Genomic DNA, 15,286 nt, shown 5'->3' with positions numbered 1-15,286 from the left:
CATGGACATCCTTCTCGCCAATCCCAGGGGTTTCTGCGCCGGGGTCGACCGCGCCATCGAGATCGTCAAGCGCGCCATCGAAACCCTGGGCGCACCGATCTACGTCCGCCATGAGGTGGTCCACAACCGCTTCGTGGTGGAAGACCTGCGCAACCGCGGCGCGGTGTTCGTGGAAGAACTCGACGAAGTGCCCGACAACGCCACGGTGATCTTCAGCGCGCACGGCGTATCGCAGGCGGTGCGCGCCGAAGCCGCTTCGCGCGGCCTGAAGATCTTCGACGCGACCTGCCCATTGGTCACCAAGGTCCATTTCGAAGTCGCGCGCCATTGCCGCGCCGGCCGCGACGTGGTGCTGATCGGCCATGCCGGACACCCGGAAGTGGAAGGCACCATGGGCCAGTGGAACAGCGAATACGGGACGGGGCGGATCTATCTGGTGGAAGACCTGGAAGGCGTGGCCACGCTGCAAGTGGAGCAGCCGCAGAACCTGGCCTATACCACCCAGACCACGCTGTCGGTGGACGACACCCGCGGCATCATCGAAGCGCTGCAGGCCCGTTTCCCGGAGATGCAGGGCCCGCGCCACGACGACATCTGCTACGCCACCCAGAACCGCCAGGATGCCGTGCGCGAGCTGGCTGCGCGTTGCGATCTGATGCTGGTGGTGGGGTCGCCCAACAGTTCCAATTCCAACCGCCTGCGCGAGCTGGCCGAGCGCGAAGGCGTGGAGGCCTATCTGATCGATGGAGCCGCGGAAATCGAGCCGTCGTGGCTGGCGGGCAAGACCCGCATCGGCGTGACTGCGGGCGCTTCGGCACCGGACGTGCTGGTGCAGGGTGTGATCGAGCGCCTGCGCGAGCTGGGCGCCAACGGGGTGGCCGAGCTGGACGGAGAGCCGGAAAGCATGGTTTTCGCCCTGCCCAAGGAGCTCCGCCTGCAACTGGTGAATTGACCCCACCCCCTGCGACCCCTAGAATTCACGGCCTCGCCGGAATAGCTCAGTTGGTAGAGCGCGTCATTCGTAATGATGAGGTCGTAGGTTCGATTCCTATTTCCGGCACCAGATTCTGCAAAAAGGCCGCCCCGAAAGGGCGGCTTTTTCGTTAGATGGTTCGGAAACCGACACGCTTGGACAGCGCTTTGGCGCTTTCTTTCCTTTCGCTGTAGCGGTCCACCAGAAAGGGAGAAACATCGCGCGTGAGCAGGGTGAACTTCATCAGCTCCTCCATCACGTCCACGACGCGATCGTAGAAGGCAGACGGCTTCATCCGGCCGGCATCGTCGAATTCATTGAAGGCCTTGGCGACCGAGGATTGGTTGGGGATCGTGAGCATCCTCATCCATCGCCCCAGGATCCGCAGCTGATTGACGGCATTGAACGATTGCGAGCCGCCGGACACCTGCATCACCGCCAGCGTCTTTCCCTGCGTCGGGCGCACCGAGCCATGCGACAAGGGTATCCAGTCTATTTGCGCTTTCATGATTCCCGACATCGCGCCATGACGCTCGGGCGAGCTCCAGACCATGCCTTCCGCCCATTGGGCTAGCTGGCGAAGTTCCTGCACCTTCGGGTGCGTATCCGGTTCGGCATCGGGCAAAGGCAGGCCCGCGGGGTCGAATACGCGCGTTTCCGCGCCCATCGCTTCGAGCAGGCGTGCAGCCTCAAGAGCCAGGAGCTTGCTAAAAGACCGTTTGCGAAGCGAGCCGTAGAGCAGCAGGAAGCGGGGCGGATGGGTCGCCCGGGCGGGCGGCGAAAGCTGCTCCAAAGTGGGGAGCGCGAACAGCCCGGTGTCGACGTTCGGCAATAGCACGGAGTCACGCATGATCGGTGGGGCCCAAGAGCTTGTTGATGGCCATTCCCATCGCCGCGCCGATGCCTTCGGCAATCACGAATCCGGGAACGTCGTGGGGAGAGATGCCGGCGAAACTATCACTGAACATTCGTCCGAAAGCGGCCGCTGGATTGGCGAAAGAGGTTGAAGAAGTAAACCAGTAGGCGGCGCCGATGTAGGCGGCAACCAACGCCGCAACGCGTGCGGACGGCGCGCGCAGAACAACGAGCAGCAGGCCGGCGGTCGCGACTATCTCGCCCAACCATTGCCCGATTCCCGCGCGGGTTTTTGTCGAGAATTCCAGGACAGGCAGTTCGAACATCGCATTGGCCAGCCAGGCGCCGCATGCGGCGCCTGCCAGTTGGACAACGACGTATCCGGGCAGCGTCTTCCACGGCAAGCCGCCGCGCGCGGCCATGACCGCGCTGACCGCGGGATTCATGTGCGCCCCGCTAACGGGGCCGAATATTTCGATCAGGACGTAGAGCCCGCCGATGGTCGCCAGGGTGTTCGCGATCAAGGCGATGGCGCCGTTTCCGCCGGCCAGGCGTTCGGCCATGATCCCGGAACCTACTACCGTTACCAGCAGAAGTCCGGTGGCCAGGAATTCGGACAACAATCGCTTCGAGGTCATTCCGCGCCGACCTTCCCGATTTCCCTTAGTTTGGCCTGCGCCGCCAGATGGTCCAGGCTTTGCAGCGGCAGTGCCAGCAGCAACTCGATTCGTCGGCGGAGCGTGGCGAAAGCGGCGGTGTAGGCGCGGCGGCGGGTGTCTTCATCGCCGGTGACGGCAACAGGGTCGGGCACGCCCCAGTGCGCCAGCGCGGGGTGGCCGAGCCAAACGGGACAGGATTCGCCGGCCGCGTTGTCGCAGACGGTGATGACCATGTCCATCTCGGGCGCGCCCTCGGCAGCGAATTCATCCCAGTTCTTGCTGCGGATATCGATGGTGTCGTAGCCGATAGCTTCGGCAAGCTCCTGCGCCATGGGCTGAACCCTCCCGCTCGGGTTGCTGCCGGCGCTGAATGCCTTGAATCGTCCCTTGCCCAGGACGTTGAGGATCGCTTCGGCCATGATGCTCCGGGCTGAGTTGCCGGTGCAGAGAAACAGAACGTTGTAGGTCTTGTCTTCCATTTCGATTCCATTGGTCGTGGGTCAACGCAGAACTTTCTTGGGCGCTGGCGCGCAGGATTTGCCGCCGCAGCAGTTCTCCGTCAGGAAGCCGATCAGGCCGTTCATGCGGCCGTAGTCGGCACGTATCCGGATGACACGCCCCTCCCTTTCGTCGTTGACGAGTCCCGCCGCGCGCAATTGGTTCAAATGGGCCGTGAGCGTGGCGGCAGGCAAGTCCAGCGCGTCGCGAAGCTCGCCGACCGCCATGCCATTCGGGCCTGCCTGTACAAGGGCCCGATAGGCGGCAAGTCGATGGTCGTGGGCCAGGGCGCGAAGGGCTTCGACTGTTTCGGATGTGTCCATATTTCCATAATTCCGGAATAATGGAATTATTGCAAGAGTTTGTTGCAAATCGGTTGCAGGGCCGAATTCTCTAAGCCCAGCAAATCGGTGCGTTGTCTGTCGATGCTTCCGCGCTTCGTCGTTGCGAGATGCCTTATAAAAGCGGGATGTCTTTCTCTTCGCTGGGCAGCCCAAGCTGGATACGGCTGTCCTTTATCTGGGTCGGCATGGGCGACCGGTCGATACCGTGGTCCCGCAGCCAATACTGGCACTTGCGTTGCCATTCGACTATCTGCGGTTTGACCGGTAGCCAGTAGATATCGTCAACCACGGGCATGCGGGTCTTATTGGCCGATCCTTTCTGGGTCTCGGTAGTACGGGTGGGATCGGCCCCATGCTGGAGCAACCAGTAGACTTGTTCGAAATTGCCAAAACGGGAATACCAATTGACCACGGTGTTGTAGCCCTCTGGTGCATAGAGGCCTTCGTTGACGTTGGCGCCACGCTCGATCAGCATCTTTACGTTTGGCCATTGATCTTGCAAATAAGCCACATGGGTCAGCGCTTCACCATTGGAGTTGTGAGTGTTGGGATCCCCACCGTAATCGAGCAACATCGCCAGATAGCGCGAGTCGGCGTCGCTGGCGGCAAAAACCAGAGCATTATTGCGTTGCTGCCCGCTTGGACGTTGTGAATCGATGCGACGAGCGTTGGGATTGGCTCCGTTGTCCAGCAGTAACTTCAAGCCAGGCAGGTTCTTGTTGAATACCGGCCAAACCACCATGGGCATGGCGCTCTCGTCGAAGATCACATCCGGGTTGACGCCTTCTTGCTTGATCAGCCGTTGGACGTCGGCTGCATCGTTGCGATCGACTGCTTCGGCCAGCTCCAGGGCCTCGCCTTGGAAGTAGTTGCTGGCGGAAAAAGTTGCAGTTGTGGGTTCGCTTGCAGGTTTCGCCTGGCAGGCAGCCAAGCATGTCGATAACAGCAGCCCCAGTTTGAGGCCAAAAAAGGCCAATGAATTTTCCCGTTCATTCATCTTGATGCGTCCATGCTTTCGTTAAACGAGTCGTGAGGCATTTACAGCAGGGGGATATCCTTCTCCTCGCTAGGAAGTCCCAGCTTGATACGGCGCTCTTTCATGTATGTCGGCATTGGTTGCCGCTCGATACCGTGCATGCGCAGCCAGTGCTGGCATTTGCGTTGCCATTCGACTATCTGCGGTTTAACCGGCAGCCAGTAGATATCGTCAACGACGGGCATGCGAGTTTTATTGACCGACCCTCTCTGCGTTTCGGTGGTACGGGTAGGGTCGGCACCATGCTGAAGAAGCCAATAGACCTGTTCGAAATTACCGAAACTCGAATACCAGGCAACTACCGTGTTGTAGCTTTCAGGAACATAGAGGCCTTCATTGATATTGGCGCCATGCTCGATCAGAACCTTTACATTAGGCCATTGATCCTGCAGCGTGGCCACGTAGGTCAGCGGTTCTCCATTGGAATTGTGGGTATTAGGATCGCCGCCGTAATCGAGCAGCATGGTCAGATAACGCGAGTCTGCATTGCCAGCGGCGAAGACCAGTGCGTTGTTGCGTTGCTGCCCGCTTGTGCGTTGCGAATCGATGCGGCGCGCGTTGGGGTCGGCACCGTTGTCCAACAATAGTTTCAAACCCGGCAGATTCTTGTTGAACACCGGCCAAGCCACCATGGGCATGGCGCTCTCGTCGAAGATCACATCGGGATTGACGCCTTGCTGCTTGATTAGCCGCCGAACGTCGGCCGCATCGTTGCGATCAACTGCCTCGGCCAGTTCCAGGGCTTTGCCTTCGAAATAATTGCTGGCGGGAAAGCCTGCCGTGGCGGGTTTGCCTGTGGGTTGCGCGTGGCAAGCAATCAGGCACGACGATAGCAGTAGCGCGGCGAAAAGGTTACCGAAAGCGAGCATGAGTCCATTCCTGGACATCGTTTATCTCCCCTGTTAAATGTGACTTCACTATCTTTTTTAAGTGGCCTGTGCGATTGACAGCAAGGATGCACAGTGGCAGGTTGAACAGCGTTGATTGCTGTGTCAACCCAAGGCAAGGAGCCGAACATGACTACGCCCACTGTGACTGTCGGGCCAGTACTCCCGTCCCAGGATCCACGGACGCTGGAGGAAAAAATATCGCAGGTGCGGCAGCAGAACGAATTGCTGTCTGCAATGCGGGCGCAATCGTTGCAATCCGGTGATTTGCAGATTTCTCGCCAAGCAGATGCGCTGACGCAGCAATATCATGTGCGTGACATAGCAGGATTGGCGGATGACGTCTACGAATCTGCAGCCCACAGGCCTTCATCGCAACCGGGCTGGATACGTGCGAGCGAGCATCCTGAACTCTTGCGTCAGGCCGGCGTGAACTGGACTGACCAGCAGATTAGGCAGTATCTGCAGCCTGACGATTCCAATTTTCGCGCTGAAATCTATTTGGCTGACCCTCGGGTTTTCGGTTCTGATGTAAAGCCGGTCGTCTGTTACAAGGGTTCCAATGGGGCGGTGATAGCACACGACAGCGAGGGTAAAGAGGTTACCCGGGAGTCTGCAGCAGAAGATTGGGTGAATAACGGTATCCAGGGTGTAGGTCTGGAGAGCGATTACTACAACCGCGCCATGAGGCTTGCGAATGACTTGAGTCTGTCGCCATTGGGTAATGATTTTGAAATAGCGGGGCATTCATTAGGCGGCGGCTTGGCCTCTTCAGCTTCCGCGATTACCGGTATTCCCGCCATCACCTTCAATTCCTCGGGCTTGAATCCCGCCACTGCACAGCGCTACGCTGAAAAACAAGGCCTCTCGGTTTTCGACACCGACAAAATCATCACCGCCTATCAAGTCAAAGGCGAAGTCCTCACCGACGGCCAAGCCATGATCGGCCGCATGGACGCATTGCAACGGATGCAGATGGGAGCTGTCGCCACCATGGCGGCCGATGTTTCGCGTCTGCCGGAAGCGCGGCAGCTGCTGACCACGCAGCTGGGACAACTCCTGCCCCATAGCAAACAAGCCCAGCAGGACGCGCTGGGTCTGATCGACTACCTTGCCGAGCATTCCGGCAGCAGGACCCTGAAGCAGGTGCCCACTGCGGCCGGGCAGATACAGCCCATGCTTGAAGCCAAGATGCGGGACGCCCAGGGCAATCTGATCGATCGGCCGAAAGAACCGGCAATCAGCGAAGTGGCCAAGGACGCAGGGCCACTGCTGAATGTGTTGAGCGGAGCCGTGGCGGGAGCGTACGTGGGAAAGCGGGCGGGCGAGGGGATCGCCGTCGCCGGCAGGGTTACCGATGTTGCCCTGGACACCTTGGGTGACGGCTATCGGGTGGGCGGCAAGGTCACCGGCCAGGCTGCCGAACTCGGCGCGCAGACCTTCGGCAAGGTATCCGGTTTGCAAGTGCGCGCTGGCGGCGAAGCGGTCGCGCAGGTTCGCATGGCGACGGGATACCTGGAAGCTGCGGTACCGATGGCGCAATGCGTGACCCAGCGTTGGGGCAATGAAACCAGCAATGCCTTGCTGCGGGCCGCAAGCCATCTGCCTTTCGCGGACAAGATCGCACCGGGCCTGCGCCAGGAAGCGGATCGGCGCGATCAGGCCACCGACGCGTACTGCGACCTCAAGACCGCACAGGCCAGAGGAGCGCTGGATCATGCCGGACGCGACGCGAACAGCGTCCGGCAGACCGCGGGTCAGGGCGCGCAGCTGCTGGAACAGACCGCCAACCAGACCGGTGCGAATTTGCGGAAATCCGCTGAACACGCCGGAGCCGACATCGACCGGGCATTCGATCAAACCGGGCGCGGAGTGCGCAATCTGACCGGGCATGCACCCACGGCCCTGGCGGTAACCGGAGCAGGAGTGGGCGGCGTCCTTGCCGCGGAAGCGACTTATCTTGGACCTGGCGGCCTGATGAACGCCTGGCAGACACGGTCGGTCATCAAGCACGCGGCAGGTGCAGGTAATGAAGCCACCCAACGGCATCTGATGACCGAGACGGTGATCCCGAGCCTGGACGCGCGCACCCAGTCGCTTGAGCACGCCGCGGTCAAGCAGCTGATGCAGCAGCCGGTGCCTGTGCAGCAAACCATCGGACAGGAACCGCGATCCGCATTGCCGAAGCAGGCAGATGACTTGCCGCACCCCGCACGGGGCAAAGGTGTTCTGCTCAACGACCCAAACCACCCCGAGCATTCCCTGTTCCGCGATGCGGCGCGAGGCATCCACGCCATCGATGCCAAACACAATCGCACGCCCGATCTGCGCAGCGACCAGCTGAGCGGCCATCTGGCCGTGGCGGCCAAGGAACAGGGCATGCGCGGGATCGACCATGTGGTGATGAGCGGCGATGCCAAGCTTACTTTCGCGGTGCAAGGGCGGCTGGACGATCCTGCCCACCGACGCGCCAGCGTGGACACCATGCAGGGTTTGAATACCCCGCTGGCCCAGAGCACGCAGCAAATGGCGGAAGCGAGCGCCCGGCAGGAACAAACGCGGAATTCCGCGCTGACCCAGCACCAGGACGCTGAAGTCGTCACCCGGGCCGCGCTCCGGATGGCCTGAGGGGCTGCGAAGCCGGCTTCGCACGGCGCCAGTCTCGCCCTGCGCGATGGCGCGCGTCTATCCTGTGCGCTGGTTCGCCGAACGAAAACATCATGGCCAAGAGCAAGACCGCCTACGTCTGCAGCGAATGCGGCGCCGAACACAACAAGTGGCAGGGCCAATGCGCCGAATGTGGCGCCTGGAACACCTTGTCCGAAATCGTGCTGGAGCCGGCCGCCGGCGCGCCAGCAGCATCGCGACGCAGCGGCTGGGCGGGCAAGCTGGAAGCGCCGCAGATCACCGCGCTCAAGGACGTGCGCAGCAGCGAGGAAGCTCGCGTTTCCACCGGTATAGGCGAATTCGACCGCGTGCTGGGCGGCGGACTGGTCGAAGGCGCGGTGGTGCTGGTCGGCGGCGACCCGGGCATCGGTAAATCGACCTTGTTGCTGCAGGCGATGGCGCAGATGTCGCAATCGCTGCCGTCGCTTTACGTGACCGGCGAAGAATCGCTGGCGCAGGTGGCCGGCCGTGCCTTGCGCCTGGGACTGCCCATGGAGGGGTTGCGGGCGCTGGCTGAAACCGGGATCGAGAAGATCCTGGACCACGCCGTCGCCGCGCAACCCAAGGTGATCGTCGCCGATTCGGTGCAGACGCTATGGACCGATTCGCTGACCGCCGCGCCGGGTTCGGTGAGTCAGGTGCGCGAAAGCGCAGCGCGTCTGGTGCGCTACGCCAAGGAAACCGGCACGGCCGTGTTCCTGATCGGCCACGTCACCAAGGAAGGCGGCATCGCCGGCCCGCGCGTGCTCGAACACATGGTCGACGCGGTGCTGTATTTCGAAGGCGAGAGCGGCAGCCGCTTCCGCGTACTGCGCGCCTTCAAGAACCGCTTCGGCGCGGTCAACGAACTGGGTGTGTTCGCGATGGGCGAGAAAGGCCTGAAGGAAGTTCCCAATCCTTCGGCGATCTTCCTGTCCGGCGGCAGCACCCAGCAACCGGGAAGCTGCGTGATGGTCACGCGCGAAGGCACGCGTCCGCTGCTGGTGGAAGTGCAGGCGCTGGTGGACTCATCGCCTCTGTCCAATCCGCGCCGGGTCGCAGTGGGGTTGGAGCAGAACCGGTTGGCGATGCTGCTGGCTGTGTTGCACAGGCACGGCGGCATCGTCACCAGCGATCAGGACGTGTTCGTCAACGTGGTCGGCGGCATCCGCGTGCAGGAGACCGCAGCCGACCTGCCGGTATTGCTGGCCGTGCTGTCGTCGTTGCGCGACAAGCCGTTGCCGGAGAAGACCATCGCCTTCGGCGAAGTCGGATTGTCCGGCGAGATCCGCCCGATTCCCAATGGCGAAGAGCGTTTGCGCGAAGCGGCCACGCATGGGTTCAAGCGGGCGATCGTGGCGAAAGGAAATGCGCCGAAGTCGGGGGCGTTCAAGGCGATGGAAGTGATCGCTGTGGAGCGGCTGTCCGATGCGCTTGAAGCAGCATCGGAATAGACGGTCGTAGGAGCGACGCAAGTCGCGAAGCTCCCATTGCCCGATCGCCGAGGGCTTCGCGACTCGCGTCGCTCCTACAGCGGCAACGTCAATGGCCGCCAGCGGCAGCGCCACCACCCATCTTCGCAGCGAACGGCGGCCGCGCGAACCACACGAACAGGATCACCGCCAGGAACAGGATTCCCAGCAGGTGGAAGACCTCGTTGAAGCCGATCTGCGTGGCCTGTTGCGAAATCATCTGGTTCAACACCACCGCGCCGCGCTGCACGTCGCCGTTGCCCAGCGTCTGCACGGTCTGCATCGTCGCCGGGTCGTAAGCGGATATGTGTTCGGTCAACTGCGCGTGATGAATGGTCGTGCGCTGGCTCCACGCCCAGGTGGTCAACGACGCGGCGAAGCTGCCACCCAGCGTTCGCACGAAGGTCGCCAACCCTGAGCCTGCCGCGATCTCGTGCGGCTCCAGATCGGACAGCAGGATGGTCAGCACCGGCATGAAGAACAAGGCGACGCCCAGTCCCTGCACCAGCTGTATCATCGCGACTCGTTCGAAATCGACTTCAAGATTGAAGCCCGAGCGGAAAAAGCTGGTTGCGGCCATGACGATGAAGGCGAACGTGGCCAACCAGCGCAAGTCCATTCTGGTCGCGTATTTGCCCACGAACGGCGTCAGCAGCACCGGCAGGATGCCGATCGGCGCGCTGGCGAAACCCGCCCAGATGGCGGTGTAGCCCAGATTGCGCTGCAGCCACAGCGGCACCAGCAAGCCGACGGCGAAGAACGCCGCGTACGCCATGACCATCGCGATCGTGCCCGCCGCGAAGTTGCGATGACGGAACAGACGCAGGTTGACGATGGGATCCTTGTCGGTCAGTTCCCAGATCACGAACACCGTCAATGCGACCGCCGCGATAAGCGAAAGGGCGACGATCTTGGTCGAATTGAACCAGTCCTCGTCGTTGCCCAGGTCCAGCAGGATCTGCAGCGCGCCCACGCCCAGCACCAGCATCGACAGGCCCATGTAGTCCATCTTCGGGCGTTCCAGTTTTTCCGGGCGGCCCTTCAATTGCCGGCCGACCACGATGCTGGAGAAGATACCGATGGGAATGTTGATGAAGAAGATCCACTCCCAGCTGTAGTTGTCGGTGATCCAGCCGCCCAGAATGGGTCCGGCGATGGGTGCGACCACGGTGACCATGGCCAGCAAGGCGATGGCCTGTCCGCGTTTCTGCGGTGGATAGATGGAGATCAGCAGCGCCTGGGTCACCGGATACATCGGGCCGCAGACGAAACCCTGCAACGCGCGCGCCGCCACCAGCAGGCCCATGCTGTTGGCCAGTCCGCACAGCAGCGAGGCGATGACGAAAGCCAGCGTGGCCCACATGAATACCTTGCGTTCGCCGAAGCGGCGGACCATGAAGCCGGTCAGCGGCAGCGCGATGGCGTTGCTCACAGCGAACGAGGTGATGACCCACGTCGCCTGATTGGAACTGGCGCCCAGGTTGCCGGAGATGGTCGGCAACGAGACGTTGGCGATGGTGGTGTCCAGCACCTGCATGAACGAGGCCAGCGCCAGGCCGATGGTGGTCAGCGCCAGGTTCGGCGGCGCGAACGGCCTGGCCGCCGGCTCCGGCGTCGCCGGCAGGCCGAAGCTTTCTTCCTCTGTTGCGATGGTGGCCATGTGCGGATCAGTTGCGTGCGGAAGCGGGCAGGTTGCTTTCGATGATCCGTGCGATCAGCGCATCGGCGTCGGCCAGCTGTCGCTGGTAGGCCAGCGTGGCCAGGATCGGCTTCACGTCCTTGCGCGCAAGGGCCAGTGACGGACCGGCTTGATCGCGCACGGTCACGTCCACGCTCATGCTCAGGCCCAGGCGTAGCGGATGCTCGGCAAGCTGCTTGGGATCCAGTTCGATGCGCACGGGAACGCGTTGCACGATCTTGATCCAGTTGCCGCTGGCGTTCTGCGCCGGCAGCAGCGAGAACGAACTGCCGGTGCCTAGCCCGAGCGCAGCGATTTTGCCGTTGTATTCCACGTCGCTGCCGTACAGATCCGAATGCACTTCGACCGGCTGGCCGATACGCATATGGCCGAGCTGGGTTTCCTTGAAGTTGGCTTCCACCCACACTTGTTCCAGCGGCACGATGGTCATCAAGGTGGTGCCAGGCTGTACGCGTTGGCCCAGTTGCACCTGGCGCTTGGCCACGTAACCGGAAACGGGCGCGACGATGGCCGAGCGCTGCAGATTCAAATACGCCTGGCGAAGCTGAGAGGCCGCCACCTGCACCTGCGGCTGTTTGGACAGGGTGGTGGCGTCGACCAGCGCGCGGCTGCGCGACAAGTTGCCGCGCGAGCTGCCAAGCGCCGCTTCGGCCGAAGCGAGCACGTCGCGCGCATGCGCCAACTCTTCGCTGGAAACCGCGCCGCTGGCCACCAGGCCGCTGCGACGGGCCACGTCGGCGCGCGCCTGCGCCACCGCGACTTCGCGTGCGCGCAGATCCGATTGGCCGGCATCGACGCTGCTGTAGAAGCCGCGGACCTGGCGCACGGTGCCGGCCAGATTCGCGACCGATTGATCGTAGGCGACCTGCGCGTCGTTGGCATCCAAGTGCACCAGCGTCTGCCCGGCCTCGACCTTCATGCCGTCGTCGGCATCGATGCTGATCACGGTGCCGCTTGTCTGCGGCACGATGGCGACCACGTTGCCCTGCACGTAGGCGTCGTCGGTGTCCTGGTGCCAGCGCGCGTACATCAGGTAGTAGGCCAGCCAGGCGATGGCGCCCACGATCACCAGCAACGCGACGATGCCCAGCGCGCGCTTGCGCTTGCTGTTCTTCGGCGCGGCGGGTGCGGCGGCGGGAGTGGAAGCTTCGGGATTGATCTTGGAAGTCATGGCGTGGCCGTGGTATTGGCGATGGAGGTGTGGGGTTGTTCGAAAATCAGACCACCGCCCAGGGCGCGGTCCAGGTCGATGCCTGCGTTGAGCCGCTGCGCCTGCAGCGCCGCGATCTGTTGATCCAGCTGTAGCAGCGGGCGTTGCGCGGCCAGCACGTCGAGCTGCGTGCCAAGGCCGGCGCGGTAGCGGGTCTGCGCAAGGTCCCAGGCCGACTTCGCAGCGGCCAGCGCCCGTTGCGAGGTTTCGATCTGTCGATCGAGCGAACGCGCGCTCTGCAGCGCATCGGTGACTTCGTGCAGCGCGCCGACCAGCGACTGGTTGTAGTTGGCGACGGCCAGGTCGTAATCCGCATCGCTTGCGTCCAGTTGGTTGCGCAGGTGTCCGCCATCAAAAATCGGCAGACTGATGGCGGGGCCGCCGAGACCCAGCAACGCATCGCTGCTGAAAAGATCCGAGAGCCCACCCGAAGCCAGGCCCACGATCGCGCTGAGATTGATGCTGGGTTTGAACGATGCCTTGCTTGCGTCGATGCCGCGGCTTGCGGCTTCCACGCGCCACCGCGCTGCAACGACGTCCGGACGATGCCCCAGCAATTCGCTGGGCAACACTTGCGGCACTACGGGAGTGCGCGCTTGCAACACCGTCGGGCGGGCAATCGCCAGTCCGCGGTCCGGGCCCTGGCCAAGCAATGCAGCCAGCGCGGTGCGCGCCATGTCGATCTGCTGCTGCGCCGCTTGCGCCTGCTGTTCGGCGCTGGCGATGGTGCTTTCGGCCTGGCGCAGCTGCAATTGGTTGTCCAGGCCCGCCTTGACCCGTTGTTCGCCCAGGCTGCGCAGATGCGTGGCGCGTTCGTGCTCGCGCGTGGCTACGTCCAGCGCCGCGTAGGCTTGGGCCAGCCCGACATAGGTGCGGGCGATGTTGGAAGACAGCGTCAGGCGCGCCGCCTGTGCATCGACTTCGGCCGCCTTGGCCTGGCCGACCGCGGCTTCGAACTGCGCGCGCTTGCCGCCCCACAGATCCAATCCGTACTTGAAGTTCAGCATCAGCACCGTGCTGCCGATGTACGAACCGCCCAACGGTTCCGGCGCCAGCGTTTCGGGCAACTGCACGCCCGAATACTGCCCGCTTGCACTCAGCGTCGGCTTGCGTTCCGCATCGGCCAGCCCGGCTTGGGCCTGCGCCTTGCGCAGGCGTGCGTCGGCGGCTTCAAGCGACGGTGTGCCTTGCAAGGCTTCGTCGATCAGTGCGTCCAGCTGCGGATCGCCGAGCGCGCTCCACCAGTCCTGACGCGGGAAATCGGCCGCGCTGAGCGCGCCGCTGGAAAGGCTGCGACTGGAGGACAAAGTGTCCGCATCCCGCAGCGCGGTCTTGGGTTCCAGGCCATGGGTGCTGGCGCAACCGGCCAGCAACAGGCCGAGAGCCAATACGGAAAGCGCCGGCCTCAGGCCGCGCGCAGAGAGGGGAATGCGCATGGGATCAATCGTCGTTGGCGGTAGGGGGCGTAAGGTTCTGCAAAACCTGATTCAGCAGGCGGAACAGCTGTTCGCGTTCGCCGTCATCCAGGCCCTGCATGGCACGGGCGCGTACGCGCTCGCCGCAGTGCTGGATGTCGGACCAGATGGCTTGGCCCGCATCGGTCAGCACGATGTGGAGTGCGCGACGGTCGCCGGGGTCGGCGATGCGCCGTAACAGGCCACGGGTTTCCAGCTTGTCCAGCAGTCGCGTCATGGCGCCCGGGTTGACCTGCGCCCAGCGGGCCAGGTCGGTAACCCCGTCGGACGAATCCGTGGCCAGACGCTTGATGGTCACGAATTGGCTGTAGGTGAGTTCATGCCCGGCGGCGGCCATTTCGCGGGCCATGTCGGCCCACATGGCGTCGCGGACCTGCCGGAAAAGCAGGCCCATGTTGGCTTCAGGGGTGTGGGAGGAGGGGCTCATGGCGGGCAAATATCCTCGCCCGTGCAATAATTGTCAAGGCAAATATTGTTTCAGCAAAGAAATGCTGCGTCGCGGCAAGCGAGGTCCGCCGGAGGTCTGACTACCAGGAATGCGATCCAGCCCTTGTAGGAGCTGCGTAAGCTGCGATGTTGAAGGCACATGCGGATCCGTGCCACGCCGGTAATGTTCGGTCGCAGCTTACGCAGCTCCTGCGAGTCCGATTGCCTAACTGGCCCGCTCCAGAACCAGTTCCAGCACGAACTTGCTGCCGAAGAAGGCCAGCAGCAGCAGTGCCATGGCGGTAAGGGTCCAGCGCACCGCCTTGTTGCCGCGCCAGCCGTAGCGCCAGCGGCCTATCAGCAAGGCACCGAAGGCCAGCCAGGACAGCACGCTGAGCACGGTCTTGTGGATCAGGTGCTGGGCGAACAGGTTTTCCACGAACAGCACGCCGGTCAGCAGGGTCGCGGTCAGCAACAGGAAGCCGACGCTGATGGTGCGGAACAGAAGTTCTTCCAGCTCGGTCAGCGGAGGCAGGGCGCGTAACCAGGCATGGAACTCGCGGCGGCGCAGCGCGCGTTCCTGTGCCCACAGCATGACCGCCAGCAGTGCGGCGATCGCCAGCGTCGCGTAGGCCAGCAAAGCCATCCAGGCGTGCAGCTGCAGACGCCAATCCAGGCCGGGTGAGGGCTCATGGCCATACAGGTGATAGACCATCAGCAGTGCCGCGGCCAGCGGGAAAGACAGCACGCCCAGCCCTGCCATGCGCCCCTGCGCGCCGACGGCCGTGGTCATGGCCGCCATGCCCAGCCCGACCAGCGACAGCGCGGAGAAGAAATGCATGTCCGGGCCTCCGGGTGTGCGCCAGGCCACCAGCAGGTGATAGAGCCCATGCAAGGCGACGCCAGCAAGCGCTGGCCATAGCCAAGCGCGGCTGGCGGACACCTGGTCCTGCGCTACCGCGCGCACCAGCATGCCAGTGGCGAGCAGATAGAAAACGACGGCCGCGAGCGAGATCCACATGCCAGCAGTTTGGCATAGCGCGCCGTTTCCGAGAACCGTTCTCGATTGGGAAGTCGGGCCGGGTGGGTGCCGTTATACTTCGCCC

At 63.0% G+C, this 15,286-nt stretch carries 14 protein-coding genes and 1 tRNA gene; 4 read left to right on the top strand and 11 right to left on the bottom strand.

The window, feature by feature from the left end; all coding sequences use genetic code 11:
* Position 1: 1 nt before the first annotated feature.
* Together ispH and CSC73_RS14560 are read left to right on the top strand one after the other, a co-directional pair.
* Positions 2-952, top strand: a complete 951-nt coding sequence (ispH, locus tag CSC73_RS14565) for a 4-hydroxy-3-methylbut-2-enyl diphosphate reductase (RefSeq protein ID WP_163841588.1) — start codon at positions 2-4, stop codon at positions 950-952.
* 35 nt (positions 953-987) lie between these two features.
* A tRNA-Thr gene (locus CSC73_RS14560) sits at positions 988-1,063 on the top strand.
* Positions 1,064-1,103: 40 nt separating this feature from the next.
* Here the strand turns inward: CSC73_RS14560 and arsH are convergent.
* The 6 genes from arsH to CSC73_RS14530 all read right to left on the bottom strand — a co-directional run bounded on the left by arsH (position 1,104) and on the right by CSC73_RS14530 (position 5,234).
* Positions 1,104-1,823, bottom strand: a complete 720-nt coding sequence (gene arsH, locus CSC73_RS14555; protein ID WP_163841585.1) for an arsenical resistance protein ArsH — start codon at positions 1,821-1,823, stop codon at positions 1,104-1,106.
* On the bottom strand, positions 1,816-2,466 hold the full coding sequence (locus CSC73_RS14550) for an aquaporin (RefSeq protein WP_163841569.1): 651 nt from the start codon (positions 2,464-2,466) through the stop codon (positions 1,816-1,818). The genes arsH and CSC73_RS14550 overlap by 8 nt, the downstream gene beginning before the upstream one ends.
* On the bottom strand, positions 2,463-2,966 hold the full coding sequence (locus CSC73_RS14545) for an arsenate reductase ArsC (RefSeq protein WP_163841567.1): 504 nt from the start codon (positions 2,964-2,966) through the stop codon (positions 2,463-2,465). The genes CSC73_RS14550 and CSC73_RS14545 overlap by 4 nt, the downstream gene beginning before the upstream one ends.
* A 21-nt stretch (positions 2,967-2,987) precedes the next feature.
* Complete coding sequence (locus CSC73_RS14540) at positions 2,988-3,308, bottom strand: ArsR/SmtB family transcription factor (protein ID WP_163841564.1); 321 nt, start codon at positions 3,306-3,308, stop codon at positions 2,988-2,990.
* 133 nt (positions 3,309-3,441) lie between these two features.
* Positions 3,442-4,326, bottom strand: coding sequence for an ankyrin repeat domain-containing protein (locus CSC73_RS14535; protein WP_163841560.1), 885 nt, complete (start codon positions 4,324-4,326; stop codon positions 3,442-3,444).
* A gap of 41 nt (positions 4,327-4,367) precedes the next feature.
* The gene (locus tag CSC73_RS14530) at positions 4,368-5,234 is read right to left on the bottom strand and encodes an ankyrin repeat domain-containing protein (RefSeq protein WP_163841557.1); all 867 of its coding nucleotides are present in this window, start codon (positions 5,232-5,234) and stop codon (positions 4,368-4,370) included.
* Between the two features lie 147 nt (positions 5,235-5,381).
* On the opposite strand from CSC73_RS14530, the gene CSC73_RS14525 reads away from it, so the two are divergent.
* Together CSC73_RS14525 and radA are read left to right on the top strand one after the other, a co-directional pair.
* Positions 5,382-7,880, top strand: coding sequence for a Tle-like phospholipase domain-containing protein (locus CSC73_RS14525; RefSeq protein ID WP_163841554.1), 2,499 nt, complete (start codon positions 5,382-5,384; stop codon positions 7,878-7,880).
* Positions 7,881-7,972: 92 nt separating this feature from the next.
* Positions 7,973-9,352 carry a DNA repair protein RadA gene (radA, locus tag CSC73_RS14520; protein WP_163841551.1) on the top strand — a complete coding sequence of 460 codons (1,380 nt, stop codon included), beginning with the start codon at positions 7,973-7,975 and terminating at the stop codon, positions 9,350-9,352.
* A gap of 88 nt (positions 9,353-9,440) precedes the next feature.
* Here radA and CSC73_RS14515 read toward each other — a convergent pair whose 3' ends face one another.
* The 5 genes from CSC73_RS14515 to CSC73_RS14495 all read right to left on the bottom strand — a co-directional run bounded on the left by CSC73_RS14515 (position 9,441) and on the right by CSC73_RS14495 (position 15,201).
* Positions 9,441-11,030: a DHA2 family efflux MFS transporter permease subunit gene (locus CSC73_RS14515; RefSeq protein ID WP_163841548.1), complete on the bottom strand. Its 1,590-nt coding sequence runs from the start codon at positions 11,028-11,030 to the stop codon at positions 9,441-9,443.
* Positions 11,031-11,037: 7 nt separating this feature from the next.
* Positions 11,038-12,240: an HlyD/EmrA/EmrK family protein gene (locus tag CSC73_RS14510; protein WP_163841545.1), complete on the bottom strand. Its 1,203-nt coding sequence runs from the start codon at positions 12,238-12,240 to the stop codon at positions 11,038-11,040.
* Complete coding sequence (locus CSC73_RS14505; protein WP_163841542.1) at positions 12,237-13,715, bottom strand: efflux transporter outer membrane subunit; 1,479 nt, start codon at positions 13,713-13,715, stop codon at positions 12,237-12,239. The genes CSC73_RS14510 and CSC73_RS14505 overlap by 4 nt, the downstream gene beginning before the upstream one ends.
* A gap of 4 nt (positions 13,716-13,719) precedes the next feature.
* Complete coding sequence (locus tag CSC73_RS14500; RefSeq protein WP_163841539.1) at positions 13,720-14,181, bottom strand: MarR family winged helix-turn-helix transcriptional regulator; 462 nt, start codon at positions 14,179-14,181, stop codon at positions 13,720-13,722.
* A gap of 225 nt (positions 14,182-14,406) precedes the next feature.
* Positions 14,407-15,201: a cytochrome C assembly family protein gene (locus CSC73_RS14495; protein WP_163841536.1), complete on the bottom strand. Its 795-nt coding sequence runs from the start codon at positions 15,199-15,201 to the stop codon at positions 14,407-14,409.
* Positions 15,202-15,286 lie beyond the last annotated feature (85 nt).

It is taken from the genome of Pseudoxanthomonas sacheonensis (genome assembly GCF_010093305.1).
Lineage (GTDB): Bacteria > Pseudomonadota > Gammaproteobacteria > Xanthomonadales > Xanthomonadaceae > Pseudoxanthomonas_A > Pseudoxanthomonas_A sacheonensis.
This window is presented reverse-complemented; position numbering and strand designations above follow the sequence as displayed.